A 23313-nucleotide genomic window follows, 5' to 3' on the forward strand; every position below is an offset into this window, starting at 1 on the left:
TCGCGAGAAAGGGAGTGTCCGTGCACACCCAGGACATCGACCGGCTGCGCCAGGAGGCCACCATCGCTGCGGGCTTCGACAGCACTTCGGCGGAGGTCCTGCACAGCTGGGCGCTCTCACACGTCGAACGCCTCCACACCGCTGACGGGGTGACGATGATCTTCAAGTGCGCCACCGAACCTTTTACCCACGAGGATCAGGCCCTCATCGCCGCCCGCCAGGCCGGGGTCGACGTCCCCCGGGTGCTCACCTCGACCCGCAGCGGCACCACGTTGGGGATGCTCCTGGAGGATCTGGGCCAACCCTGCCGCCAGGCCGATGACGACGACGGGGTCGCCGCAGCCCGGCAACTGCACTCCGCCGCTGCCCCCGACTTCCTCTCACCCGGAGACACCGACTGGCTGGCCTCACTGCCCGGCAGGGCCCTGCGTACGCTGACCGTGCTGCAAGAGAACAACCGCTGGACCGACACCGCCGACATCGAAACCGCTCTGAGGTCGCTGGAGAAAGCGGCTCCGGCCAGGGCGCAGGGCGCCACGTTGGCCCCCTTCGGGTGGGTGCACTCGGAGTTCCACCCCACCAGCCTGATCATCGGCCCGGAGCGGGTGTACATGTACGACCTCGCCCGGGCCTTCCACGGGCCCGGACTGCTCGACCTGGCCTCCTGGCACGGCACCATCGACCCCGCCGACCCCGACCGCACCCGCGTCCTGCTCGAACGCTACGTCCAGGCCGCAGGCCCCGAGGAAACCCTGGCTGATCGGGGCGGGCTGCCCGCTCAGGACTGGGCGCTGGGCTGGCACCGGGTGTGGATCGTCGAGTGGTACCTCGCCCAGGCCGCGCTGTGGATCTCCCATGAACCCGATGACCACATGTACGCCCGGGTCGTGCGCACGCATATCGAAGAAGCGGCCCGGCTCCTCAACGTCTGACGGGATGTGTGATGACGGCCAACCCCCCGTACCTGCTCATCGACATCGACGGGGTGCTCAACCCCTTCCCCGGGCCCGGAGGTTCACTCCCACCCGACTACCGGCCCCACCGGGTCGACCTCAACGGCACCGACGTGCCGGTCTGGCTGAACCCGGACCACGGTTCGTGGATCACCGAGCTCCACTCCACGGGCCTGCTTCGCCCGATCTGGGCCACCAGTTGGCAGAGCGCGGCCGCATGCACCATCGGCCCCCGGCTCGGCCTCGACGTCTACCCGCACATCGACCTCGGGATCACCAGGCAGCTCACCCGCCACCCCAACGGCTACCTGTGGAAACGCGACGCTGTCGCCACCTGGGCAGGCCAAGCGCCCCTGGTGTGGATTGATGACGACTTCGCCCACCCCGACCACGAGTGGGCCCGACAACGCGCCCTGAACGGGGTGCCCACGCTGTTGATCCAACCCGACCCCTACCGGGGCCTGCAGCGCGCCCACATCGACGCGGTGCGGACCTGGGCCCTGGCCGTCACACGGAACGCACGCACGAACGGAGACCGCGATGACGTCGCCGCCCACGCTCCACCCCTGGCGGCCGCTGCGCACACCTCAAGGGGCGCAGGTTCCCATTGACGAGGACCTGGTTCCGCTCATCACCCGGCTCTGGGAACTGGGCATTCGCACTCGGTCGAGCTGTCAGGACTACGGGGCCATGCTGGCCGCCTCACTGCCCGGACTCGCGGCGGGCGATAGTCGGTGGATCGACTTCTGCGCGGACCGGGTCTGGTTGGAACTGGAAGCGGAGGACGCTGAGCGGCTGGTGGGCCTGCTCAGCCGAGACTCCGAGCTCCGCTTGGCCCTGTCCCAGTGGGGACTCGCCGAGTCCTGGTGGTGCGTCCGCCCGCTACTGCCCGAGCTCATCGGTGGCCGAGGCAAGACGGCTCCCAGCGCGCATCTTCTCTTCCCCCGTGAGCACCTGGAACGGGTGGTGAACGTTCTCCGCGAGGCCGGGTGAAGAGAAGTCGGGAGGGGAGCTGGGGCCGTTCGTCCTTCGGGACGGGTGGCCCCAGCGTCAGTTCGCTCTGATCCCGGACAGGAAGTCGGCCCAGGCCCGGGTGGGGAAACCCAGTACGTCCAGGTGGGGGTTCTGGTTGTCGCGAACCAGCGTGTTGGGGCCTTCGGAGACCTCTACGCAGGTCCCGGCCTCGTTGCTGTAGCTCGACTTGTGCCAGGGCGTCGTCATGTCGTTCATGTGGGGACCTTCCTCAGGTGAGTTCGCTGATCCGGGCGCGGATCAGGTCGCGGGAGCGTTTGGGGGAGGCGGCCGCGGCCCCCAGGTGCTGGGACCTGAGTTCATGGTGTTGCACGTCCACTTGGGCGTTGAACAGCAACCCCTGGGGCGGGACGTCCACATGGCCAACGCGGTCGTCGCCGATCCACAGCAGGGAGAAGCCGTAGTTCAGGCTCATGCCCTCGGACTGCGGGAGCACCTGGAGGTTGATCGTGGGATGCTCGTTCAGCTCCAGGAGATGGTCGAGCTGAGTGCGCATCACCTTGTTACTACCGATTTGGCAGGTGAGGACGGGTTCGTCGACCACTCACCACATCTGCAAACCGGACATATGACGGCGGCTGCGCGCATCACTCACGCCGTCGTGCATCCTCTGGGCGCACCCTGAACGCGAAAACGGCCCCTGGTGTGCGAAGGAACTTCGCACACCAGGGGCCGTTCTGCTGCTGGAGCGGATGACGGGAATCGAACCCGCGTTATCAGCTTGGGAAGCTGAAGTTCTACCATTGAACTACATCCGCGCTGCGGCGCCCGGGGGCTGGCCGACGCTGGCTATCCTAGCCCAACTCGGGGCCCCGAGGGCAAGTCGGCGCGGTGGGCGGGTGCTGGGGTCGAGCCGCATCCGGGGTGTTCCCGCAGGCGGTAAGTTCGGAGCGTGCTGCTCTCCGATCGCGATATCAGGTCAGAAATCGACTCCGGGCGGGTCCGGGTCGATCCCTTCGAACCCTCACTGGTCCAGCCGTCCAGTATCGACGTGCGCCTCGACCGGTTCTTCCGGGTGTTCGAGAACCACAAGTACCCCCACATCGACCCGTCGGTGGAACAGCCGGATCTGACCCGGCTGGTCGAGACGGACGGGGACGAGGCGTTCATCCTGCACCCCGGGGAGTTCGTGCTGGCCTCCACCTACGAGGTGGTGACGCTGCCGGACGACATCGCGAGCCGGCTGGAGGGCAAGAGTTCCCTGGGTCGTCTGGGTCTGCTCACGCACTCGACGGCCGGGTTCATCGACCCCGGGTTCTCCGGGCACGTCACCCTGGAGCTGTCGAACGTGGCGACCCTGCCGATCAAGCTCTACCCGGGCATGAAGATCGGGCAGCTGTGCATGTTCCGGCTCACCTCGCCCGCGGAGCGCCCCTACGGTTCGGCCGCCTACGGCTCCAGGTACCAGGGTCAGCGCGGCCCGACGCCCTCGCGGTCGCACCAGAACTTCTCCCGAACCCGGATCGGCGAGGGGTAGGGGCCGCTCTGGTGGCCCGAGGGGGCCTTACGGTACGGTCATGCTTTGACACGTTCTGTCGCTCGGTGCGCCTGTCACGTAAATGTGACCGTTGTCGCCCTAAAGTGTCCAGTGGTATAGATCACATATGGGTGCTCTGTGGCTTCGGCATCCCGTGCCACAGGTCGGCGGACGGGTTTTATGGCGGCTAAACATGTTATTTGGTAGTGACATACCGTCTGAACTGTGCGTACACATCTCGGTAAGGTGGCGCCCCGACGTGAACCAGGTAGCGGTTTCGCCCGCTTAGGGCACGCACGGGGGGCTCTGCGTGGACCGGCTACCTGAAGGAACCGCGGGACGACTGCGGGGTCTTTCGGGGCTCCGCCGCATCTCGCGGTCAGGGACAGCCCCGTAGAGGAGACCGTGCCAGTAGTACGCGCAGACCACCTGTACAAGGTGTTCGGTAGGCAGTCGAAGGCGGCCGTCGAACGGCTCGCCGACGGCAGCCACCGCGACACCATCGCCGACCTCGACGTGACCGCTGCTGTCATCGACGTGTCCTTCGAGGTCCAACCGGGCGAGATCTTCGTCGTCATGGGTCTGTCCGGGTCGGGGAAGTCAACCCTGATCCGCATGCTCAACGGCCTGCTCGACTCGACTGCCGGAACGGTCGAGATCGACGGCGTGGACATCACCGCCCTCAGCCACAAGAACCTGCTGAAGCTCAGGTCCGAGAAGATCAGCATGGTCTTCCAGCACTTCGCCCTCCTCCCGCACCGCACGGTGCTGGAGAACGCCGCCTACGGCCTGGAGCTGCGCGGGCTGCCCCGCGCCGAACGCTTCGCCAAGGCCAAGGAGACCCTCGGTCTCGTGGGCCTCGACGGCTGGGAGGACAAGCTCCCGCACCAGCTCTCCGGCGGTATGCAGCAGCGCGTGGGCCTGGCCCGCGCCCTGGCCGCCGACACCGACATCATCCTCATGGACGAGGCCTTCAGCGCGCTCGACCCGCTGATCCGCCGCGACATGCAGACCCAGCTCCTGGAGCTCCAGGCGACGCTGGGCAAGACGATCATCTTCATCACGCACGACCTCAACGAGGCCATGCGCCTCGGCGACCGGATCTGCGTGCTCCGCGACGGTCGCGTCGCCCAGATCGGCGAGGCCGCGGAGATCCTCAACGCCCCGGCCAACGAGTACGTCGAGCGCTTCGTCGAGGACGTCGACCGCAGCCGTGTGCTCACCGCTGCCGAGGCCGTCGCCGCCGGTGTGGCCGTCGACGCCGGCGCTCCCCAGGTCAGCTCGGACACTCTGGTCGCGGACCTGTACACCAGCGTCTCCACCGCCGACCGCCTCCGAGTGGTGTCGGCCGAGGGCGAGGTCCTGGGCATGGTCACCCGTGAGTCGGTGCTCGCCTCCCTCGCCCGGGACGAGAACGAGGAGATCGCCAAGTGACCCCCGTTGACTTCCCGCCCGCCCTTCCCATCGGTGAGGGCTTCAACGCCTTCAACGCGTGGCTCAAGGCCAACTTCGGTCTGTTCTTCGACCTGACCGGCGACTTCATTCGCTGGGCCGTCGCCGTGCTGTCCGGGTTCTTCGTCGATCCCGCGGCCGGTCAGCTCGCCTTCATCGCGGCCGTGATCATCGCGGTCCCGCTGGTGCGCTCACGCCGGATCCCGCTGCTCGCCATCGTCGTGGCGACCTCGCTCCTGTACATCGCGCAGGCGCAGTTCGAGCTGATGACCAACGTCATCAACAGCGTGCCGGGGCTCTTCATCTGGGCGATGAACCTCTTCGACACGAACGTCGAGCCCTACTTCGTCGTCTCGCTGGTCTTCCTGATCGCGACGACGGCGCTGGGCCTGGTGGACCCGGCCAACCGCGTGCGCACGGGGATCGTGGCCGGAGGCTGGCTCGTGCTGGTCCTGCTCGGCTGGCTGGTCCTGCCGATGCTGGTCACCAACCCGACCTCCCTGCTGATGATCCTGCTGCTGAGCCTGCTCGCGCTCTCGGTGGCCGGATGGCGCCTCGGAGTGTTCGCGCTGATCGCGCTGACGGTCGTGGCCTCCGTCGGCCAGTGGTCCAACGCCATGGACACCCTGGGCCTGGTCCTGGTGGCCAGCCTCATCGCGGTGGTCATCGCGATCCCGATCGGCATCCTGGCCGCCTACAACGACTTCGTCAGCAAGATCACCAAGCCGGTCCTGGACCTGATGCAGACGCTGCCGGCGTTCGTCTACCTGATCCCGGCGATCTTCTTCTTCTCCATCGGTGCGGTGCCCGGTGTGGTCGCGACCATCGTGTTCGCGATGCCGCCCGGTGTGCGCCTGACCGAGCTCGGTATCCGGCAGATCGACAAGGAGCTGGTCGAGGCGGGCGAGGCCTTCGGTGCCCCCAGGCACAAGATCCTCACCGGTATCCAGCTCCCGCTCGCCCTGCCGACGATCATGGCCGGCGTCAACCAGGTGATCATGCTGGGCCTGTCCATGGTCGTCATCGCGGGCATGGTCGGTGCTGGTGGTCTGGGCAGCCAGGTCTACCAGGGCATCACCCGAAACGACGGTGCGCTGGGCTTCGAGGCGGGTATCGCCGTGGTCATTCTGGCGATCTTCCTGGACCGCCTGACCGCGGCCGTCACCCGCAAGAGTCCTCAGGCCCGGGCCAGCAGCTCGTCCTGATCCCCAGTCTTTTACGTAGAAGTCCTGATGGAAGGAACCCAGATGAAGAGCCGTAAGCGCATGATGACCCTGGCCGCGGCCGGGATGAGCGGTGTGCTCCTGCTGTCCGCCTGTGGCGGCAACGGTGAGGACCTCACCGGAGGGTCCGACGACGCCGGCAACGGCGACGCGGGTACCGCGGACGACCTCCAGGACGTCAACATCGCGTTGATCGCCTGGGACGAGGCCATCGCGGTCACCCACATGTGGGAGGTCATCCTCGAGGAGAAGGGCTACAACGTCGAGGTCACCGACGTCGACGTCGCCCCGATGTACCAGGGCGCCGCCAACGGCGACGTGGACCTCTTCCTGGACACGTGGCTTCCCAACACCCACGAGCAGTACTGGGAGGACTACGGGGACCAGCTGGAGGACCTGGGCTCCTGGTACGACAACGGGATCCTGACCCTGACGGTCCCCACCTACATGGAGGACGTCAACTCCATCCCCGACCTGCTCGACCACGTGGACGAGCTGGACGGCCGCATCGTGGGCATCGACCCGGGCGCCGGTCTGACCGACACCACCCAGAACTCCGCGATGCCGGGCTACGAGCTGGACGACGACTTCGAGCTGGTCACCTCCTCCAGCGCGGCGATGCTCGCCGAGCTGGACTCCGCGATCGAGGACGAGGAGCCCATCGTCGTCACCCTGTGGCGTCCGCACCCGGCCTACGCCAAGCACGACCTGAAGGACCTCGAGGACCCCGAGGGCCTCATGGGCGATGCCGAGACCATCCACTCGATCGGCCGTGACGGCTTCGTCGACGACTTCCCGCAGCTCGCCGGGTGGATCGAGGGCTGGACCATGAGCGACGAGGAGCTCGCCACCCTCCAGGAGGTGACCGTCGGCGACGACGTCACCGACGCCGAGGCCGGTGCCCGCGAGTGGCTCTCCGAGAACACCGAGTTCCTGGAGCGCACCCTGGGCGACGACGCCGAGGGCCTCGAGTTCTAGGACCCCGGTTCCAGGGCCCGGTGACTCCGGGACCCCGACTTTCGGAACCCCAGTGTGTGGCCCTGGTCACGGGGTGTACAAAACGCCCCGTCTGATCGGGTAGACATACGAGAACGGCCGCCTCCGCCACGTGTGGGGGCGGCCTTCGTCTGGGCGAAGTTGTTCCGGAGCCGGTTCTGGTGGCCCCCCTCACGTGGGTCGGCTCCGTGGAGGCACGCAGTGAGGGAAAACGATTACATGATGGACTGCCGTAAGCGCGGGACGGCACTGGCCGCCGCCGGTATGAGCGGTGTGCTCCTGCTGTCCGCCTGCGCCGGTGAGAACGGCATGTTGGACGGCCGCGACGGCGGTGGGGACCTCAGGGACGTCAGTATCGCGCTGATCGCCTGGGAGGAGGCCATCGCGGTCACCCACATGTGGGAGGCCATCCTCGAGGAGAAGGGCTACAACGTCGAGGTCACCGACGTCGACGTCGCCCCGGCCTTCGAGGGGGTGGCCGACGGTGAGCTCGACCTGTACCTGGACATGTGGCTTCCGGTCACCCACCACGAGTACATGGAGGCGCACCGGGGCAGCATCGAGAGCCTGGGCTCCTGGTACGACAACGCGACCCTCACCCTCACGGTCCCCGAGTACATGGAGGACGTGCAGTCGATCGACGACCTCCCGGGGCACGCCGACGACCTGGACGGGACCATCGTCGGCATCGAACCCGACGCCGGTCTGACCCAGGTCACCCGGGACCAGGCCATGCCCGGGTACCTGCTGGAGGAGGACTTCGAGCTGCGGACGTCCTCGGGTTCGATGATGATGACCGAGCTGGACGAGGCCGTCAGCGCGCAGGAGCCCATCGTGGTGACGCTGTGGCGTCCGCACCCGGCCTACGCGCAGTACGAGCTGCGCGACCTCGAGGACCCGCAGGGCGCGATGGGCGGCAGCGAGGGCCTGCACTCGATCGGGCGCGCGGGGTTCGAGGAGGACTACCCCGAGCTGACCGAGTGGATCCGGAACTGGACCATGAACGACGAGGAGCTTGCCTCCCTGCAGGCGCTCACGGTCGGCTCCGGGGTCACCGACCCGGCGGAGGGCGCCCGCCAGTGGCTCGCGCAGAACCCCCTGTTCCTGGACCGCACCCTGATGGACGACGCCGAGGGCCTGGAGTTCTGAGCCCTCGCGCTCCGGCCGCGCGGTTCCGCGCGTCCGGTTCCGCGTAGCCGACTCTGACCACCGCACACGAAGCGGGGGCCGTCCTCCCCTTCCGGGAGGCGGCCCCCGCCGTGTCGGTGCGGCCTCAGGGCGCGTAGTAGCCGCCCTGGGCCCCTCCGGTGCTTCCCTGGTTGATCTGGCCCGGCTTCTCGCGCCTGGGCAGCACGTAGGCGGCCAGGAGGCCGCCGAGGAAGCCGAACAGGTGCGCCTGCCAGGAGACGCCGGGGTGCTGGGGCAGGACCCCCCAGATCATCGTTCCGTAGAAGATGACCACGCAGATCATGATGACGATGTCGACGGTCTTGCGTTCGATGATGCCGCGCAGCACCGTGTAGCCGAAGTAGCCGAAGACCAGCCCGCTGGCGCCCACCGTGACGACGCCGTTGGCGGTGAACAGCCACACACCGATGCCGCTGACCACGGCCACGATCAGCGTGGTGAGCAGGAACCGGCCCAGGCCGCTGAAGGCGACGAGTGAGCCCAGCACCAGGAACGGTAGCGAGTTACCGATCAGGTGGGCGAAGTTGCCGTGCATGAACGGCGCGGTCAGCACCGTCCAGGGCGAGCCGGTGTCCCCGGAACGGATGCCGAACTGGCGGTCGAGTTGTCCCCCCAGGGGGGTGTCGAGGATCTCGAAGACCCACATGGCCGCGAGCATCCCCGCTACGGTCAGGATGGCGGTGATTCTGGACTGCTTCACCCCATCGAGCCTAGATGAATCGGCCTTGCGGTGGTATGTCCACGGGGCGCGTGTGGGCGAAATGATCTGTTGTGTTCACAGATGGGTGTCGTGTCGGTGGTGAGCGGTCGGCCCGAACGGGCACCGCGCGCACGGCTTGCAGGAGGTCCGCGCGGGCTTCAGACGGTCAGGGAGCGCTTGCGGGGCGGGATCCCGGCTACGGCCATGAAGGACTCCACCTTGGCGGGGTTGGTCATCCCGGTCAGCGGCAGGTAGGTGCGCGAGGTCCGGCGGCTCTTCAGCGACGGGAAGCGCTTGGGGCGCCCGGTGTGGTCGCACAGGCCCAGCGAGCGGATGCGCCCGGGCAGTACGTAGTAGGAGCCGATCTCGTTGAAGGGGACCCGCACGACGTAGCTCCCGCGTTCGTAGCGGAACTCGTCCTCGGAGACCTCCAGGACCGGCGCCTTGATCCGGTGGCCGTCGAAGGCCGCGGCGGCGCCGCCGAGGATGAGGATGGCGCCCAGAACGATGCTCGCCCAGTGGCCGGAGCCGCTGACCGCGACCACGGCGCCCAGCGCAACCAGAGCGTAACCGCCCCATAGCTCCACGTACTTGCGGCCTGCAGGGCAGACCAGGCGGACCGATTCGGACACGGTGGATGCCTCTCTCGCTGGGCGGGGCGCTGAGGGTGACGGGAGTCGTCACTGGGAACCCTATCCGCTTCGTGGGAGCAGGATTCGCGGTTTCGGTCGGCCCGTGCGTGGGGTTCGGGGCAGGCACGGATGTTTTCACCCTCTGTGGTTTTTGGGGAGTGGCCATGGGGTCATCCCATGAATTTTCTCCGACCTGAACTTCGTCTTCGGCTGGGTATCAGGGATGCTGGAGGCGAATCCTCCCCATCATGGGATGTTTGTGACCTCATGTCCTGTTCTCTCTCGGTGGTCGCATGCGTCGAAATTGTAGTTAAACGTCGTTTACATTTCTCCCTTTGGTGGTGGGAGGCCTTGATTGGCCCGTAATGCTTTTCCTGGCCGTCCGTGTCTGGTTAGCCTGGCCTCTCGGCTTGGCGTTCGTTTGACCTGGGCGGACGTGGGGGGCGTCCCGGGGGTGGTCAGTGTGCTGGGATTCGTGCCGGGCGGGATCGGGCATGAGCGCGAACTGGTTGCGGATGGGTCACGAATCCGGCATTGGGGCTATACAGACATTTCGCTCAATGGTCTTCTAATTGACTAATCGCCTAGTTTTCGGCGGGGTGTGCCCGACCGGCATCGACCCCGTAGCCAGCTCGTATAAGTGATCAAGGGTGTGACTATGTTCAAGCGTCGAAAGACGTTGGCACTCGCTGCCGCGGCGACGTCAGCGGTGATGGTGGCCAGTGCCTGTTCCGGTGATGGCGGAGGTGACGGCGGCAACGGTGGGGCCAAGGAGGTCACCTGGGTGATCAACAGCCTGCCCGGTGACTGGCAGGCCATCAGCATCGCGGGCGGCAGCGTCTACACCGTCCAGATGCTCTCCGGCATCCTGCCCTACACGGGCCAGTGGCAGCCGGACGCGACCTACGAGTTCAACATGGACTACCTCGCCGAGGAGCCCCAGCTCATCAACGACGACGTCGACGAGGGTCCCTTCGAGTGGACCGTCACGCTCGCCGACGACGCGGTGTGGAGTGACGGCGAGCCGATGACCGGCGAGGACCTCCGCGTCAGCTGGATGCTCGGCACCAGCCCCGACGAGGGCCACTGCACCGGCTGCGACCCGCGTTCCTCGGCCAACAACGACAAGGTCGAGAGCATCGAGGTCGACGGGAAGACCGCGACCGTCACGCTGAAGGAAGGCCTGGCCAACCCCGAGTGGATGGGCCTGTTCGACGCCCACAACCAGGCCGGCGGTTTCCTGCCCGCGCACCTGGCCGAGGAGAACGGCTGGGACGTCGACGTCGCGGACGACCTGGGCGAGTACTACTCCTGGCTGCACGGTGAGCGCCCCGAGTGGTCCGGCGGTCCGTACCTGATCGTGGACGGCGACCTGGAGAACGAGGTCGTCAAGGAGCCGAACGAGAACTGGTTCGGTGACGAGCCCAAGCTCGACCGCATCACGATGATGTACAACACCGACGAGGGCACCTTCGCCAACGCCTTCATGAACGGTGAGCTCGACGGGGCCAACCCCGCCCAGTACAGCGAGGACGTCATCCTCGAGATCCAGGACTTGCCGAACGCGGAGCTGACCGTCGCCGAAGGCGCCACCTGGGAGCACATCGACCTCAACCTGGCGAACGAGCAGCTCCAGGACGTCGAGCTGCGCCGCGCCATCTTCACCGCGATCGACCGCGACGACATCGCGAACCGCAACTTCGGAGCCGGGTACCCCGACTACGAGCTGAAGAACAACCACACCTTCGGCAGCGACAGCGAGTACTACGTCGACCACTACGCGGACGAGCCGCTGGGCACCGGTGACATCGAGGAGGCCACCAGCATCCTCGAGGACGCCGGCTACGAGGTCGGCGACACCCTCACCCTCGACGGTGAGGAGATCGGACCGTTCCGTCTGCGCAGCACCGACACCGCGGTCCGCAACACCTCGGTCCAGCTGGTCCAGGCCCAGCTCGCCGAGATCGGCATCACCGCCAACATCGACATGACCGACGACCTCGGCGGCATGCTCAACGCGGCCGAGTACGACATCGTCCAGTTCGGCTGGTCCGGCTCGCCGTACTTCACCGCAACCCCGCGCCAGCAGTGGCACTCCGAGAGCGGCAGTAACTTCGGCGGCTACTCCAACGAGGAGGTCGACGAGCTGACCGAGGGCGTGGACAACGCCCCGGACCTGGACACCGCGGCCGACCTGACCAACCAGGCCATCGCGATCCACGCCCCCGAGGCCTACGTGCTGCCGATCATGTCGGAGCCGAACTACTTCTTCGTGAACACCGACCGTCTGGCCAACGTTCACGACAACCTGCAGTCCAGCTACCGCGCCACCTACAACATCGGTGAGTGGGACCTCGCCGACTAGTTTTGACTAGTCCGGTGAGTACCGCAGGCCCGGTCCCGGGACACACTCCCGGGGCCGGGCCGGTCCTCGTCCACCCCTGAAGGATCACTCCCATGCTCGTTTACACGATGCGGCGACTCCTGGGCGCGATACCCGTCCTGCTGCTCGCATCCGTCCTCACGTTCGTGATGATCGACGTCACCGGTGATCCGCTGGCCGACATCCGGATGGCCCAGCCCCCGCCGACGGAGGCCGTCCTCCAGCAGGCGGAGGAGCGCCTCTACCTGGACCGCTCCATGCCGGAGCGGTACTGGCTGTGGATGACCGGCATCGGCGGCAACGGCGACATCGGTCTGCTCCAGGGTGAGTTCGGCCCCTCCACCCAGGGGCCCCACTACGACATCGGCGCGAACATCGCCGAGCGCCTGTGGACCACCCTGCGCCTGGTCGGCGCGGCCATGGTCTTTGCCCTCGGCCTCGCGATCATCACCGGTGTGATCAGCGCACTGCGCCAGTACTCCAAGCTCGACTACACGCTCACCTTCATCGGCTTCCTGGCCCTGGCGATGCCGACCTTCTGGTTCGCCGGCATCATGCAGGCCGCGGGTGTGAAGTTCAACCTGATGGTGGGCGAACAGGTCTTCGCCACCATCGGTGACGGCCGTTTCAGAGCCCAGGGCGAACCGTTGTGGGACCAGTTCCTCAACGCCTTCGCCCACATGGCCCTGCCGACGATCGTGCTGATGCTGATCAGCTTCGCCTCATGGAGCCGCTACCAGCGCACCTCCATGCTCGAAGTCATGAACAGCGACTACGTGCGGCTGGCCCGGGCCAAGGGCCTGCGCAACCACACGGTCATCCGCCGCCACGCCCTGCGCACCGCGCTGATCCCGCTGACCACCGTGGTCGCCCTCGGCGTCGCGGGCGTCATCGACGGGGCCATCCTCACCGAGGTGGTCTTCCAGTGGCGCGGTCTCGGTGACTTCTTCATCACCGCGGTGGACAACAACGACTCCTTCGCACTGATGGGCTGGCTGTTGCTCAGCGGCACGCTGGTCATCCTGGCCAACCTGATCGCCGACCTGCTGTACGCCGTGCTGGACCCGAGGATTCGCTATGAGTGAGAACGGCATGTTCGAGAGCGCGCGCCGTGACCCGGCGAAGAAGGCGAAGAGCAGCGCCGACCGCACCCAGCTCCAGACCGTCCTGCTCCGGTTCAGCCGACACCGTCCGGCGATGATCAGCCTGTTCGTCCTGGTGCTGATCGTCCTGTTCGCGTTCATCGGCCCCTTCTTCTGGATGTGGGACCACACGGTCTACCGGGAGATCCCCAGCAACCAGCCGCCGTCCGGAACCCACCCGCTGGGCACCTCGGCCGCCGGACACGACGTCCTCGGCCAGCTCATGCGCGGGGCCCAGCAGACGCTGAAGGTCGCCTTCACCGTCTCGCTGGTGTCCACGGCCGTCGGCTCCCTCTGGGGCGCCACCGCCGGCTACTACGGCGGCCGGGTCGACGCGTTCATGATGCGGATCGTCGACATCTTCCTGATCGTCCCGCTGCTCGTCGCCGCCGCGGCGATCGCGGGCAACAGCGGTGCCGGTACGAACTGGACCGCGATCGCACTGATCATCGCGATCTTCGCGTGGGCCTCCATCGCCCGCGTGGTGCGCGGGGTCGTGCTGTCCCTGCGCGAACAGGAGTTCGTGGAGGCCGCCCGCGCCTCGGGCGCCTCGGCGCCGTGGATCATCCTGCGGCACCTGCTGCCCAACGCGGCCGGTCCGATCATCGTCGCCGCCACCCTGCTGGTGGCGGTGGCCATTCTCGCCGAGGCGGGCATGTCCTTCCTGGGGCTGGGCATCCAGCTGCCGGACATCTCGCTCGGCCAGATGATCGGCAGCGCCCGTACGGCGGTGTCCACGCGTCCGTGGCTGTTCTACCCTCCGGGTGTGCTGCTGGTGCTGATCTGTCTGACGATCAACTTCATCGGTGACGGTCTCCGGGACGCTCTCGACCCACGACAGAGCATGGTGCGGCGATGACGACTGAGTACACGAACGAAGGAAACACCGTCGTGGCGGACACCGACGACGTGGTGCTCGAGGTCACCGACCTGAGCGTCACCTTCCCCTCCGAGGACGGGCCGCTGCCCGCGGTCCGGGAGGTCTCCTACCGACTTCGCCGCGGCGAGGCCCTGGGCATCGTGGGCGAGTCGGGCTCCGGCAAGTCCGTGACCTCCATGGCGATCATGGGCCTGCTGCCCAGGAACGCGAAGGTGGAGGGCTCGGTCCGGGTACTGGGCCAGGAGATCCTCGGGCTCAACGACAAGCAGATCAGCGCGGTCCGGGGGCAGAAGATCGCGATGATCTTCCAGGACCCGCTGACCTCGCTCAACCCCGTCTACACGATCGGCTACCAGATCGCCGAGGCGGTGCACGCCCACAAGAAGGTGAGCAAGAAGGCCGCCCTGGACCGGGCGCTGGAGCTGCTGGAGATCGTGGGCATCCCGTCCCCGGAGCAGCGGCTCAAGCAGTACCCGCACGAGCTGTCCGGCGGTATGCGCCAGCGCGTGGTGATCGCGATCGCGATGGCCAACGACCCGGACGTGATCATCGCGGACGAGCCCACCACGGCGCTCGACGTGACCGTCCAGGCGCAGGTGCTGGACGCCCTGCAGCGGGCCCGTCGGGAGACCGGGGCCGCCCTGGTGCTGATCACCCACGACCTCGGCGTCGTCGCCGGTCAGGTCGACCGGGTGGGCGTGATGTACGCGGGCCGCATCGTGGAGAAGGGCACGGTGGAGGAGGTCTTCTACCGGCCGCGCATGCCCTACGCGCTGGGGCTGCTCGGTTCGCTGCCGCGCCTGGACGGTGACCGGAACGACCGGCTCACCCCCATCCTCGGCACCCCGCCCTCACTGCGTGACCTTCCGGAGGGCTGCGGGTTCGCCCCGCGCTGCCCGATGGCCCGGGACCTGTGCCACCAGGAGGAGCCGCGGCTGCTCATCATCCAGGAGAGCGGCGAGAGCGGCGGTGACGGGCAGAGCGGCCCGGTGCCGGTCGAGTCCACGGACGATCCCACCGCTCACAGCGCGGCCTGCCACTTCAGCGATGAGCTGGTGGGGGCCGAGGCGACCGACCTGTTCAAGGCCACCGCGGTGGACACCGAGGGCCTGGGTTCCGTCGCCGAGATGGAGGCGGCGGAGTCGCTGGGGGCCGAGGCCCGTGAGGAGTACCTGGAGGAGCGAGGCGCCGAGCCGGACCACGTGGTTTCCAGCACGGCCGAGCCCGAGGTCCTGCTCAGCGCCACCGACCTGGTCAAGCACTTCCCGATCCGCTCCAAGGGGCTGCTGCGTCGCAAGATCGGCGACGTACAGGCGGTCTCCGGGATCTCGTTGGACCTGCGTGAACGGGAGACGCTCGCGCTGGTGGGGGAATCCGGCTGCGGCAAGTCCACCACGGCGCGGCTGCTGCTGAACCTGATCAAGCTCACCTCGGGCGAGATCTCGTACATGGGTCAGCCGCTGCACGGCCTGACCGACCGCAAGATGCGGCCGCTGCGCAAGGACCTCCAACTGGTCTTCCAGGACCCGTTCGCCTCCCTGGACCCGCGGATGACGGTCGCGGACATCATCGCCGAACCGATGCGCATCCACGGGAGCGGGCATCGGGACGCGAGGAAGCGCGTGGCGGAGCTCCTGGAACTGGTGGGGCTCAACCCCGAGCACGGTGCCCGGTACCCGCACGAGTTCTCCGGCGGTCAGCGACAGCGCATCGGCGTGGCCCGCGCGCTGTCGCTCAACCCGAGGGTGCTGGTCCTGGACGAGCCGGTCTCGGCCCTGGACGTGTCCATCCAGGCGGGTGTGATCAACCTGCTGGAGGACCTCCAGGACGAGCTGGGGCTGTCCTACCTGTTCGTCTCGCACGACCTGTCGGTGGTCAAGCACATCGCGGACCGCGTGGCCGTGATGTACCTCGGCAAGATGGTGGAGACGGCCACGACGGACCAGCTGTTCACCGCGCCGGCGCACCCGTACACGCAGGCGCTGATCTCGGCGATCCCGCTGCCGGACCCGATCAAGGAGCGGACCCGGGAGCGGATCACCGTCACCGGTGACATCCCCAGCCCGGCCAACCCGCCCTCGGGCTGCCGGTTCCGGACCCGTTGCCCGAAGTTCGCCAACGAGCTCTCGGACGCCGAACGCACCAAGTGCGTGGAGGAGCCGCCGGAGCTGATGGACCGGGGGACCGGGCACCGGGACGCGTGCCACTACTCGCAGGTGATCGAACTGATCTGACCGCTGAGCCGGTGTTGAGCCGGTGCCGGGTCAACGGCCGGAGCGGCCGCCGGGGCGGGTCGGGGATTCTTCCCCGGCCCGCCCCTTTCGTGTGTGCGCACTCGCGCGCCCTTTTTGTCAGCGAACCACCGGACACGCTCTGGCGTCAACGGGGAACCGTCGGTTAGATTCGCCTGGCATGCTCCAGATCGGCACTTTCCTCCGAGGAGTTTCATGACCCCCGCAACCCCCCACCGCCAGGGGCCGCGGCGCGGCCGACGCTGGCTGGCCGCGGCCGCCCTCGTCACGGCCCCGCTGGTCTCCCTGGCCCCGCTCACCGCCGTGCCCGCCGCAGCCGACACCGTGGACCCGGCCGAGCGCCTCGACGACCTGCGCTCCGACATCGACGCCATCCTGGAGGATCCCGCGCTGGAGGGCGCGACCTCGGGGGTGGCGGTCACCGACGCGGACACCGGTGAGGTGCTCTACTCGCGTGACGCCGACACCCAGCTGCTGCCCGCCTCCAACATCAAGGCCTTCACCGGCGCCGCCGCGCTGGAGGTGCTGGGGGCCGACCACACCTTCGAGACGGAGGCCGTGGTCGAGCGCCGCCCCGGCCGGGGCGACGTGCCGGAGCTGTACCTGGTCGGCGGTGGCGACCCGACCCTGGCCGAGACGGACCTGGACGCCATCGCAGCCGACGTGGCCGCCTCCGGGGTGACCTCGGTCGGCGACCTGTACGCCGACGACTCGTGGTTCGACGACCAGCGGCTCGTGGACGACTGGTGGCCCGAGGACGAGCCCTACGCCTACTCGGCGCAGATCTCGGCGCTGACGGTCGCTCACGGAGAGCGCTTCAACACCGGTGTCACCGAGGTGACCGTGACCGCGGGGGCGCAGGGCGACCCGGTGAGCGTGGACCTGGGCGCCGCCGACGGGTACGTCGAACTGGACAACCGGGCCGTCACCGGACCGGCCGGGGGTGTGAGCAGCCTGGTGGTCGACCGCCCGGTGGGCACCAACACGATCGAGGTGACCGGGTCGCTGCCCGCGGACGCCGGTCCGCTGGTGGCGCTGCGCACCGTGGACGACCCGGCCGGGCTGGCCGGGCACCTGTTCGCCCGGGCGTTGGAGGACAACGGCGTCGCGGTCAAGGGCGAGGTGTCCCGTGGTGAGGTGCCCGGCGAGTGGCACCGGCCCAGGGTGGTCGCCGAGCACTCCTCCATGACGTTGGGCGAGGTCCTGGTCCCGCTGATGAAGTTCAGCAACAACGGGCACGCGGAGATGCTGGTCAAGAGCATCGGCCGGGAGGTCGCGGGCGATGGCTCCTGGGAGGCGGGCCTGGCCGCCCAGGAGGAGGCGCTCCAGCGGGTGGGCGTGGGCACCTCCGACCTGGTCCTCAACGACGGGTCGGGGCTGTCCCGGGGCAACTGGGTCACCGCGAACACCGTCGTGGACCTGCTCGACAGCGTCCAGGACGCCTCCTGGTACGAGGTCTGGCACCACTCGCTGCCGGTGGCGGGCGAGCGCGACCCGTGGGTCGGCGGCACCCTCGCGGCGCGGATGGGCGGTACCGCGGCGGAGGGGGTCGCCCAGGCCAAGACCGGCACGATGACCGGGGTGAGCGCGCTCTCGGGTTACGTGCAGGGGCCGGACGGCGCAGAGCTGTACTTCAGCGTCGTCAACAACGACCACACGGGCGCTGCGCCCACACACGTGCAGAACGCGATCGTGGTCCGGCTGGCCGAGTACCTGGGCAACCAGGCCCCGGCGGGTACGTTCACGCAGCGCGAGGCGGGCTCCGGCCCGGGCAGCGGTGCGCTGGAGTGCTCCTGGGAGTTGACCTGCTGAAAAGCTGACGACCGCCCGCTGAGGCGATCAGACGGCTGAGCGGTGTGGGCCCGTGGGACGTGTTCGATGCTGTCGGCGAATTCCGGGGTGGTCAACGGCCCCCAAGGGGCCCAACAGGCCCAACAGGCCCAACAGCAACTACCTCGGCCTTCGGCCGGAGCCCTCCACCGGCCTGCGCGCAACGCCTGGACGTGTCGCGGCCGGTCAGGGTGGGCAACGAACAGCGGCAGCGAAGGCTGGAGCGCCCCCCAGGACTGTGCGGACCGGGTCGCGTGTCGCGGCCGGTCACTCGCCCGGACGGAAGGCGGCAGCGACGGCCCCGGTCTCCCCAGGCCTGCGCGGGTCGGGTCCCGTGTCGCGGCTGGTTGCGTGTGCCATCGGCACACCCGGTGGCGAGGGGTGGGTTCAGCGCTGTGGTGTCGGCCCCGGGCGGGCCAGAGTGTCCGTAACCCGCGCCTGGGAGCTGTCCGCTGCTTCCGAAACCCCCTCATCCCCGGTGATCTTGCTACCAGAAGCAAGTTCGGCGCTGATTTCGCTTCTGGTAGCAAGATCATCTTTGAAACAGGGGCCGAAACCGGGCTCGGGGGCCTGGCGGGGCGTGGTTGTGGTTCGCAGGCAGGCGTGACCGGCCGCGACAAGGCCAGACGTTCCCCACCGGACTGGGGAAGGCACCCGCCCAAGGCCGGGCCGTTGGTAGTTGCTGTTGGCTGTTGGGCCCCTTGGGGAGCCCGTCTGCCACTCCGGAATTAACCAACAGCATCGATGTGTTCCCACGAGCCCTTCGGCGTTGGGCCCTTTCCGCCGGGCCCGACCGCGGGTCCGGGGAGTTATCCACAGGCTGGGGGCGCGGACTGCCGTCGGGGCGGCGGAGGTGGCAATGTGGACTCTGGCAGCACCATCCTCCCGGCGCCCCCAGAACCCGCTGTCTCCGCAGCCTCGCGTCCCTACAACCAGCGCCTCGACGACAACCCTGTGTCAGCCCTGTGTCTTCACGTCCCGGCGACCTTTCCGCTGACCTCATGCCGCTATGACCCTGTGCCCTCGTAACCCTGTGCCGCTGTAACCCCCCTGCCTCTGTAACGCTGTGTCCGCACCTCGGTGTCCCCGCCCCGAAGTGCCTCTGCAACCCTGCACCTCTCACCCTGTGTCCCCGTGCGTGCGTCTCCACGTGCGTTCGGGGCGGACTCCTCGGAAGGGCGTTCATGGAAACGCTGACCGTCGCCTCGGTGTTCGGCATGGTCGTCGGACAGGTCCTGTCGCTGATCCTGCTCGTCCTGGTGCTGTTGGGCCTGGGCAAGCTGGCCAGCCGGCTCATGGACGTGCCGTTCAACCTGCCGAGGCTGGCCCTGGCGGCACTGTTCGGGGCGCCGGTGGGCGCCGTGGGCGCGATCCTGGCCTACTACGGCACCTTCGAAGCGCTCAACTCCACCGAGCCCGCCGAGATGGACCAGCCGGGGTTCATGGCACTCATGCTCTTCGCGATGGCGGTGGGCGCGATGCTCGCCTTCGTCGGCCTGGAACTGCTCCTGCCCCGGGGCACCAGAGTCCGGCCGGTCGCCATGGTCCGCGAGGCCAGGGGCTGGTTCGGCCGGATGGGGCGCTACCGGCGCATCCTGTGGATCCTGGCCCGGCACGGGCTGGGCGGCTACGTGCTCGGCCGGAGAGAGGGGGTCGAGGACACCTCGGCGCAGCGGCGCCTGGCCCGCTCCCTGGTGCGCTCCATGGAGGAGGCCGGGGTGGTGTTCGTGAAGCTCGGCCAGGTGCTGGCCACCCGGCGCGACCTGCTGCCGCCGGTGTTCGTGGAGGAGCTGGGCCGCCTGCACAGCGAGGTGGCCAAGGTGCCCTTCGAGCAGATCCGTGAGTGCGTGGAGGGCGAACTGGGCCGGGAGTCCGGTGCGGTGTTCGCCGAGTTCGACCCCGAACCCCTGGCCGCCGCCTCCATCGCCCAGGCCCACCTGGCCCGGCTGCACGGCGGCGAGGAGGTCGTGGTCAAGGTGCAGCGGCCCGGGATCGGCCCGGTGGTCAAGCGCGACCTCGACATCATCCGCAGACTCGCCCGGCGCTTCGACGAGCACACCGACTGGGGGCCCGCGATCGGCGTGCTCGAACTGGCGGAGGGGTTCGCCGAGGCGCTGCTGGAGGAGCTGGACTTCGAGGTGGAGGCGGCCAACATCGCCGCCGTCGCCGACGCCACCGGTGACTCCCCGGTGCGCATCCCGCAGGTGTACGACGCCTACACCAGCCGCCGTGTCCTGGTGATGGAGCGGCTGCACGGGACCCAGGTCGGCGGGGGCGACCTGTCCCCGGAGGAGGGGGAGCGGACCGCCCGCATCCTCCTGGACTGCCTGATGGAACAGGTGCTGATGAGCGGGATCTTCCACGCGGACCCGCACCCGGGCAACATCCTGCTGCTCGACGGGGGCGGGGTGGGGCTGCTGGACTACGGGTCGGTGGGCCGGCTGGACGCCCAGACCCGGGAGGCCCTGCAGATGATGCTGCTCGCCATCGACCGGGGCGACGCCGTGCTGTTGACGGACACCCTGCTCGACGTGGTCGACGACCCGGGGGAGATCGACACCGAGCGGCTGCGCCGCTCGCTCGGCCAGTTCATGGCGCGCTACCTGAACGGCGGAACCACCGCCAGCATGCGGATGTTCACCGAACTGCTGATGCTGGTCACCCGGTTCGGGCTGGTGCTCCCGGCCGAACTGGCAGCGGTCTTCCGGGCGATGGCCACCCTGGAGGGAACGCTGGTGCACCTGTCACCGGGCTTCGACACGGTGGCCGAGGCCAAACGGTACGCCGGAGCCCGGATGTCCGAGCAGCTGGGCACGGGCAACCTGAGGGAGATGGCGTCCGGGGAGCTGATCGCCCTGCTGCCCACCCTGCGCAGACTGCCGCGCAGGCTGGACCGGATCACCGACCAGCTGCACAAGGGCCGGTTCACCGTGCAGGCCCGGATGTTCGCCCACCCCGAGGACCGAAGGCTCCTGCGCTCGGTGGTGCGCCGCGCGGTCATGACCGTGCTGGCGGTGGTCACCGGATTCATGTCGGTGGGGCTGTTCAACGTCACCGAGCGGCCGGGGGTGTCCTGGCCGGAACTGGCCACCCACACGCAGGCGCTCAACCTGCTGGCGTGGCTGCTGCTGGCGACCACGGCGATGTTCGTGCTGCGGCTGCTGGTGGACATGGTCCGGGACGGCGGCGACCGCGAACGGAGATGACCGCTCGTGGCGTTGACCGCGTGCGGCGTGCGGCGTTCCGGGGCCTCGCCACCGGGCTCAGTCCAGGTGCGCGGGCCCGGGGCGGGCCCAGTGCCGGTGCAGCAGCGCGATCTGCTCGGGCACGACCCGCGACGGCGACAGCTCGGGGAGGTCGTCCACCTCGAACCAGGCCACTTCGCTGGTCTCTTCGCTGGTGAAGGAGGGGTCCAGCTCGTCCAACGGCGCGCACACGAAGAGGAGCTTGTAGATGTGCCGGTCGTACACCGGGGTGTGCGGCCACAGTTCCCGGTCCACAACCCCCGCGAGGTGGACGGCCCGCACGGTGAGTCCGGCCTCCTCGGCCACCTCTCGTTCGATCGCCTGCCGGGGGCTCTCCCGGATGTCGCACCATCCACCCGGCAGGGACCAGCGATGCAGGTCGGAGACCTCCCGCACGAGCAACACCCTGCCCGAGGGATCGAAGACCCCGGCGCGCACGTCGACCTTCGGGGTGGTGTACCCGGCGGCCGAGGCGACCGTTCTTTCGTAGGCGGGCAGGTCCTCGGCGGCGACGGCCTGCATCAGGTCGCGGGCCAGGGCGCCGATGCGGTGGAAGCGCTCGATGTCGAAGCGGTCGGTGCAGTACGCCAGCCCCGACTCCGCCTGCGCTGTGAGCTCCATGGCGATGCGCCGGACCCCCTCCGTGGAGAGGGGATCAGAGGACGCGGAGCCCGTGGTCGGGTGTTCGGAGGGTGGGTGAGCTGTGTTCACCGTGTTCCTTGGGGTCGGGATCCTCTGGTTCGGGTTCCTCGGAGTTCGCTGCGGGGGCGACGGGGGGCTCAGAGGGCGGCGCGTTCGCGGTCGATGAGGCGGCGCAGGGCCCGGTGGACCTCGTCGGCGTCGGGCGGGGGGTTGGAGGTGCAACAGCGCAGGAAGTACCCGTCCGAGGCCGCGGCCACCCCGGCCCGGGCGTCGGGATCGGGGAGGTAAGGCGCCAGGAAGGCGTCCACGGCCGCTGTCCAGCGGTCGACCTGCTCCCGCAGCGCGGGGCGGCGGGCCGCGATGAGGAAGAGCTCCATCTCAGCGAGGGCGTGCGCCCGGTCGCTTCCGGCGCCCTCGGCGATGAGGGCGGCGAACCCGCGCAGGGCCTCGTCCGGGTCCTCGGGCAGGGCGTCGACCACCCGCACGTAGGCGTCGTTCACCCTGGTGAGGGTGTCGACCAGGAGGTCGTCGACGGTCGCGTAGTAGTAGGTGACGGTGCTGGGCGGGACCCCCGCCTCGGCGGCGACTCGGCGCTGGCTGACGGCGGTGACACCGTCCCGTGCGATGACCTCCATAGTGGCGTCGAGGAGCAGGCGGCGCCGCTGCTCGCCCTTGCGCCGGCGGCCGTCACTAATGTTCTCCGGGTCCTCGACCCGCTGCTTGGTGCTCACGTTCGCCCATCCTGCCCGAAGCTGTCCGGCGGTCAGTGCTGACCGCCCATCTCCAGGGCCATGACCCCGGCGATGACCAGCGCGATTCCGCCGACCTGCATCCAGGTCAGGGATTCGCCGAGGAAGACCGCCCCGATGACCGCGAGCAGGGCGACCCCGGCGGCCGCCCACACACCGTAGGCGACGCCGAGCGGCATGCCCCGGCTGAGCGCCTGGGAGAGCAGGTAGAACGCCCCGGCGTAACCGACGACGACGAGGACCGAGGGCAGGAGCCTGGTGAAACCCTCGGAGAACTTCAGCGAGGTGGTGGCGAAGACCTCGAGGAGGATCGCGCCGACCAGCCAGATCCACGGCATACCGCTTCTTCCTCTCTCCTTGCTGCCTGAAACCTGATCGAGTGCACAGCTTTCATTCTCCAGGAACCTGATCGAACGAACAAGATTTTAGTTCGGGCATGATGGCAGGGCAAGCAGAGGCGCTTTCGGCGGCCGGAACCCCACCCCCTGGCGGTCCGGGCCCGTACCCCCTGGGTGTATTCTCGGCGGTTCTGGGGGC

At 68.5% G+C, this 23313-nt stretch carries 21 protein-coding genes and 1 tRNA gene; 14 read left to right on the forward strand and 8 right to left on the reverse strand.

Annotation, left to right across the window (positions count from 1 at the left end; all coding sequences use genetic code 11):
- The first annotated feature begins 20 nt into the window (after positions 1 to 20).
- The 3 genes from NE857_RS02605 (at position 21) to NE857_RS02615 (ending at position 1946) form a co-directional block, all read left to right on the forward strand.
- The gene (locus tag NE857_RS02605) at positions 21 to 932 is read left to right on the forward strand and encodes a hypothetical protein (protein WP_254419622.1); all 912 of its coding nucleotides are present in this window, start codon (positions 21 to 23) and stop codon (positions 930 to 932) included.
- 11 nt (positions 933 to 943) lie between these two features.
- On the forward strand, positions 944 to 1564 hold the full coding sequence (locus tag NE857_RS02610) for an HAD domain-containing protein (protein ID WP_254419623.1): 621 nt from the start codon (positions 944 to 946) through the stop codon (positions 1562 to 1564).
- A gap of 79 nt (positions 1565 to 1643) precedes the next feature.
- Positions 1644 to 1946, forward strand: coding sequence for a hypothetical protein (locus NE857_RS02615; protein WP_254419624.1), 303 nt, complete (start codon positions 1644 to 1646; stop codon positions 1944 to 1946).
- A 57-nt stretch (positions 1947 to 2003) separates the two neighbouring features.
- On the opposite strand, the gene NE857_RS02620 is transcribed toward NE857_RS02615, so the two are convergent.
- The 3 genes from NE857_RS02620 to NE857_RS02630 all read right to left on the reverse strand — a co-directional run bounded on the left by NE857_RS02620 (position 2004) and on the right by NE857_RS02630 (position 2743).
- Positions 2004 to 2183, reverse strand: a complete 180-nt coding sequence (locus NE857_RS02620) for a DUF397 domain-containing protein (RefSeq protein ID WP_254419625.1) — start codon at positions 2181 to 2183, stop codon at positions 2004 to 2006.
- 13 nt (positions 2184 to 2196) lie between these two features.
- Positions 2197 to 2529, reverse strand: a complete 333-nt coding sequence (locus NE857_RS02625) for a Scr1 family TA system antitoxin-like transcriptional regulator (protein ID WP_301184297.1) — start codon at positions 2527 to 2529, stop codon at positions 2197 to 2199.
- A 140-nt stretch (positions 2530 to 2669) separates the two neighbouring features.
- A tRNA-Gly gene (locus tag NE857_RS02630) sits at positions 2670 to 2743 on the reverse strand.
- A gap of 134 nt (positions 2744 to 2877) precedes the next feature.
- Here NE857_RS02630 and dcd point away from each other — a divergent pair.
- The 5 genes from dcd to NE857_RS02655 all read left to right on the forward strand — a co-directional run bounded on the left by dcd (position 2878) and on the right by NE857_RS02655 (position 8282).
- A complete protein-coding gene (gene dcd, locus NE857_RS02635; RefSeq protein WP_017579103.1) occupies positions 2878 to 3462 on the forward strand; it encodes a dCTP deaminase in 585 nt (194 codons plus the stop codon).
- A gap of 405 nt (positions 3463 to 3867) precedes the next feature.
- A complete protein-coding gene (locus NE857_RS02640; protein ID WP_254419627.1) occupies positions 3868 to 4896 on the forward strand; it encodes a quaternary amine ABC transporter ATP-binding protein in 1029 nt (342 codons plus the stop codon).
- Positions 4893 to 6119 carry an ABC transporter permease gene (locus tag NE857_RS02645; protein WP_254419628.1) on the forward strand — a complete coding sequence of 409 codons (1227 nt, stop codon included), beginning with the start codon at positions 4893 to 4895 and terminating at the stop codon, positions 6117 to 6119. The genes NE857_RS02640 and NE857_RS02645 overlap by 4 nt, the downstream gene beginning before the upstream one ends.
- 42 nt (positions 6120 to 6161) lie before the next feature.
- Entirely contained in the window at positions 6162 to 7115 is a 954-nt protein-coding gene (locus NE857_RS02650) for a glycine betaine ABC transporter substrate-binding protein (RefSeq protein ID WP_254421848.1), read from the forward strand.
- Positions 7116 to 7355: 240 nt separating this feature from the next.
- The gene (locus NE857_RS02655) at positions 7356 to 8282 is read left to right on the forward strand and encodes a glycine betaine ABC transporter substrate-binding protein (protein ID WP_254421849.1); all 927 of its coding nucleotides are present in this window, start codon (positions 7356 to 7358) and stop codon (positions 8280 to 8282) included.
- A 124-nt stretch (positions 8283 to 8406) separates the two neighbouring features.
- On the opposite strand, the gene NE857_RS02660 is transcribed toward NE857_RS02655, so the two are convergent.
- Positions 8407 to 9021 (reverse strand): rhomboid family intramembrane serine protease, encoded by a 615-nt coding sequence (locus NE857_RS02660; RefSeq protein ID WP_254419629.1) that lies wholly within the window; start codon positions 9019 to 9021, stop codon positions 8407 to 8409.
- A 158-nt stretch (positions 9022 to 9179) separates the two neighbouring features.
- Positions 9180 to 9653 (reverse strand): hypothetical protein, encoded by a 474-nt coding sequence (locus NE857_RS02665; RefSeq protein ID WP_254419630.1) that lies wholly within the window; start codon positions 9651 to 9653, stop codon positions 9180 to 9182.
- A 658-nt stretch (positions 9654 to 10311) separates the two neighbouring features.
- Here NE857_RS02665 and NE857_RS02670 point away from each other — a divergent pair.
- From NE857_RS02670 to NE857_RS02695, 6 genes are all read left to right on the forward strand, one after another.
- Entirely contained in the window at positions 10312 to 12018 is a 1707-nt protein-coding gene (locus NE857_RS02670; RefSeq protein WP_254419631.1) for an ABC transporter family substrate-binding protein, read from the forward strand.
- 92 nt (positions 12019 to 12110) lie between these two features.
- Complete coding sequence (locus tag NE857_RS02675) at positions 12111 to 13121, forward strand: ABC transporter permease (protein ID WP_254419632.1); 1011 nt, start codon at positions 12111 to 12113, stop codon at positions 13119 to 13121.
- The gene (locus NE857_RS02680) at positions 13114 to 14037 is read left to right on the forward strand and encodes an ABC transporter permease (protein WP_254419633.1); all 924 of its coding nucleotides are present in this window, start codon (positions 13114 to 13116) and stop codon (positions 14035 to 14037) included. Before NE857_RS02675 ends, NE857_RS02680 begins: the two co-directional genes overlap by 8 nt.
- Positions 14034 to 16292 (forward strand): ABC transporter ATP-binding protein, encoded by a 2259-nt coding sequence (locus NE857_RS02685; RefSeq protein WP_254419634.1) that lies wholly within the window; start codon positions 14034 to 14036, stop codon positions 16290 to 16292. The genes NE857_RS02680 and NE857_RS02685 overlap by 4 nt, the downstream gene beginning before the upstream one ends.
- 213 nt (positions 16293 to 16505) lie before the next feature.
- Entirely contained in the window at positions 16506 to 18122 is a 1617-nt protein-coding gene (gene dacB / locus NE857_RS02690; RefSeq protein ID WP_254419635.1) for a D-alanyl-D-alanine carboxypeptidase/D-alanyl-D-alanine endopeptidase, read from the forward strand.
- Positions 18123 to 19324: 1202 nt separating this feature from the next.
- On the forward strand, positions 19325 to 21346 hold the full coding sequence (locus NE857_RS02695; protein WP_254419636.1) for an ABC1 kinase family protein: 2022 nt from the start codon (positions 19325 to 19327) through the stop codon (positions 21344 to 21346).
- A 57-nt stretch (positions 21347 to 21403) separates the two neighbouring features.
- On the opposite strand, the gene NE857_RS02700 is transcribed toward NE857_RS02695, so the two are convergent.
- The 3 genes from NE857_RS02700 to NE857_RS02710 all read right to left on the reverse strand — a co-directional run bounded on the left by NE857_RS02700 (position 21404) and on the right by NE857_RS02710 (position 23114).
- Positions 21404 to 22006 carry an NUDIX hydrolase N-terminal domain-containing protein gene (locus NE857_RS02700; RefSeq protein WP_254421850.1) on the reverse strand — a complete coding sequence of 201 codons (603 nt, stop codon included), beginning with the start codon at positions 22004 to 22006 and terminating at the stop codon, positions 21404 to 21406.
- Between the two features lie 158 nt (positions 22007 to 22164).
- Positions 22165 to 22758: a TetR/AcrR family transcriptional regulator gene (locus NE857_RS02705; RefSeq protein WP_254419637.1), complete on the reverse strand. Its 594-nt coding sequence runs from the start codon at positions 22756 to 22758 to the stop codon at positions 22165 to 22167.
- Between the two features lie 32 nt (positions 22759 to 22790).
- Positions 22791 to 23114, reverse strand: a complete 324-nt coding sequence (locus NE857_RS02710; RefSeq protein ID WP_017579088.1) for a DMT family transporter — start codon at positions 23112 to 23114, stop codon at positions 22791 to 22793.
- Positions 23115 to 23313: the final 199 nt, after the last annotated feature.

The sequence above is a fragment of the Nocardiopsis exhalans genome, from assembly GCF_024134545.1.
GTDB classification, from domain to species: Bacteria; Actinomycetota; Actinomycetes; order Streptosporangiales; family Streptosporangiaceae; genus Nocardiopsis; species Nocardiopsis exhalans.

What these genes read in the sequence shown, in the direction of transcription:
- NE857_RS02610 (WP_254419623.1), top strand. Translation starts at nt 944, where the DNA reads ATGACGGCCAACCCCCCGTACCTGCTCATCGACATCGACGGGGTGCTC.
- NE857_RS02615 (WP_254419624.1), top strand. Translation starts at nt 1,644, where the DNA reads ATGCTGGCCGCCTCACTGCCCGGACTCGCGGCGGGCGATAGTCGGTGG.
- NE857_RS02620 (WP_254419625.1), bottom strand. Translation starts at nt 2,183, where the DNA reads ATGAACGACATGACGACGCCCTGGCACAAGTCGAGCTACAGCAACGAG.
- NE857_RS02650 (WP_254421848.1), top strand. Translation starts at nt 6,162, where the DNA reads ATGAAGAGCCGTAAGCGCATGATGACCCTGGCCGCGGCCGGGATGAGC.
- NE857_RS02655 (WP_254421849.1), top strand. Translation starts at nt 7,356, where the DNA reads ATGGACTGCCGTAAGCGCGGGACGGCACTGGCCGCCGCCGGTATGAGC.
- NE857_RS02670 (WP_254419631.1), top strand. Translation starts at nt 10,312, where the DNA reads ATGTTCAAGCGTCGAAAGACGTTGGCACTCGCTGCCGCGGCGACGTCA.
- NE857_RS02675 (WP_254419632.1), top strand. Translation starts at nt 12,111, where the DNA reads ATGCTCGTTTACACGATGCGGCGACTCCTGGGCGCGATACCCGTCCTG.
- NE857_RS02680 (WP_254419633.1), top strand. Translation starts at nt 13,114, where the DNA reads ATGAGTGAGAACGGCATGTTCGAGAGCGCGCGCCGTGACCCGGCGAAG.
- NE857_RS02685 (WP_254419634.1), top strand. Translation starts at nt 14,034, where the DNA reads ATGACGACTGAGTACACGAACGAAGGAAACACCGTCGTGGCGGACACC.
- dacB (WP_254419635.1), top strand. Translation starts at nt 16,506, where the DNA reads ATGACCCCCGCAACCCCCCACCGCCAGGGGCCGCGGCGCGGCCGACGC.
- NE857_RS02695 (WP_254419636.1), top strand. Translation starts at nt 19,325, where the DNA reads ATGGAAACGCTGACCGTCGCCTCGGTGTTCGGCATGGTCGTCGGACAG.
- NE857_RS02700 (WP_254421850.1), bottom strand. Translation starts at nt 22,006, where the DNA reads ATGGAGCTCACAGCGCAGGCGGAGTCGGGGCTGGCGTACTGCACCGAC.
- NE857_RS02710 (WP_017579088.1), bottom strand. Translation starts at nt 23,114, where the DNA reads ATGCCGTGGATCTGGCTGGTCGGCGCGATCCTCCTCGAGGTCTTCGCC.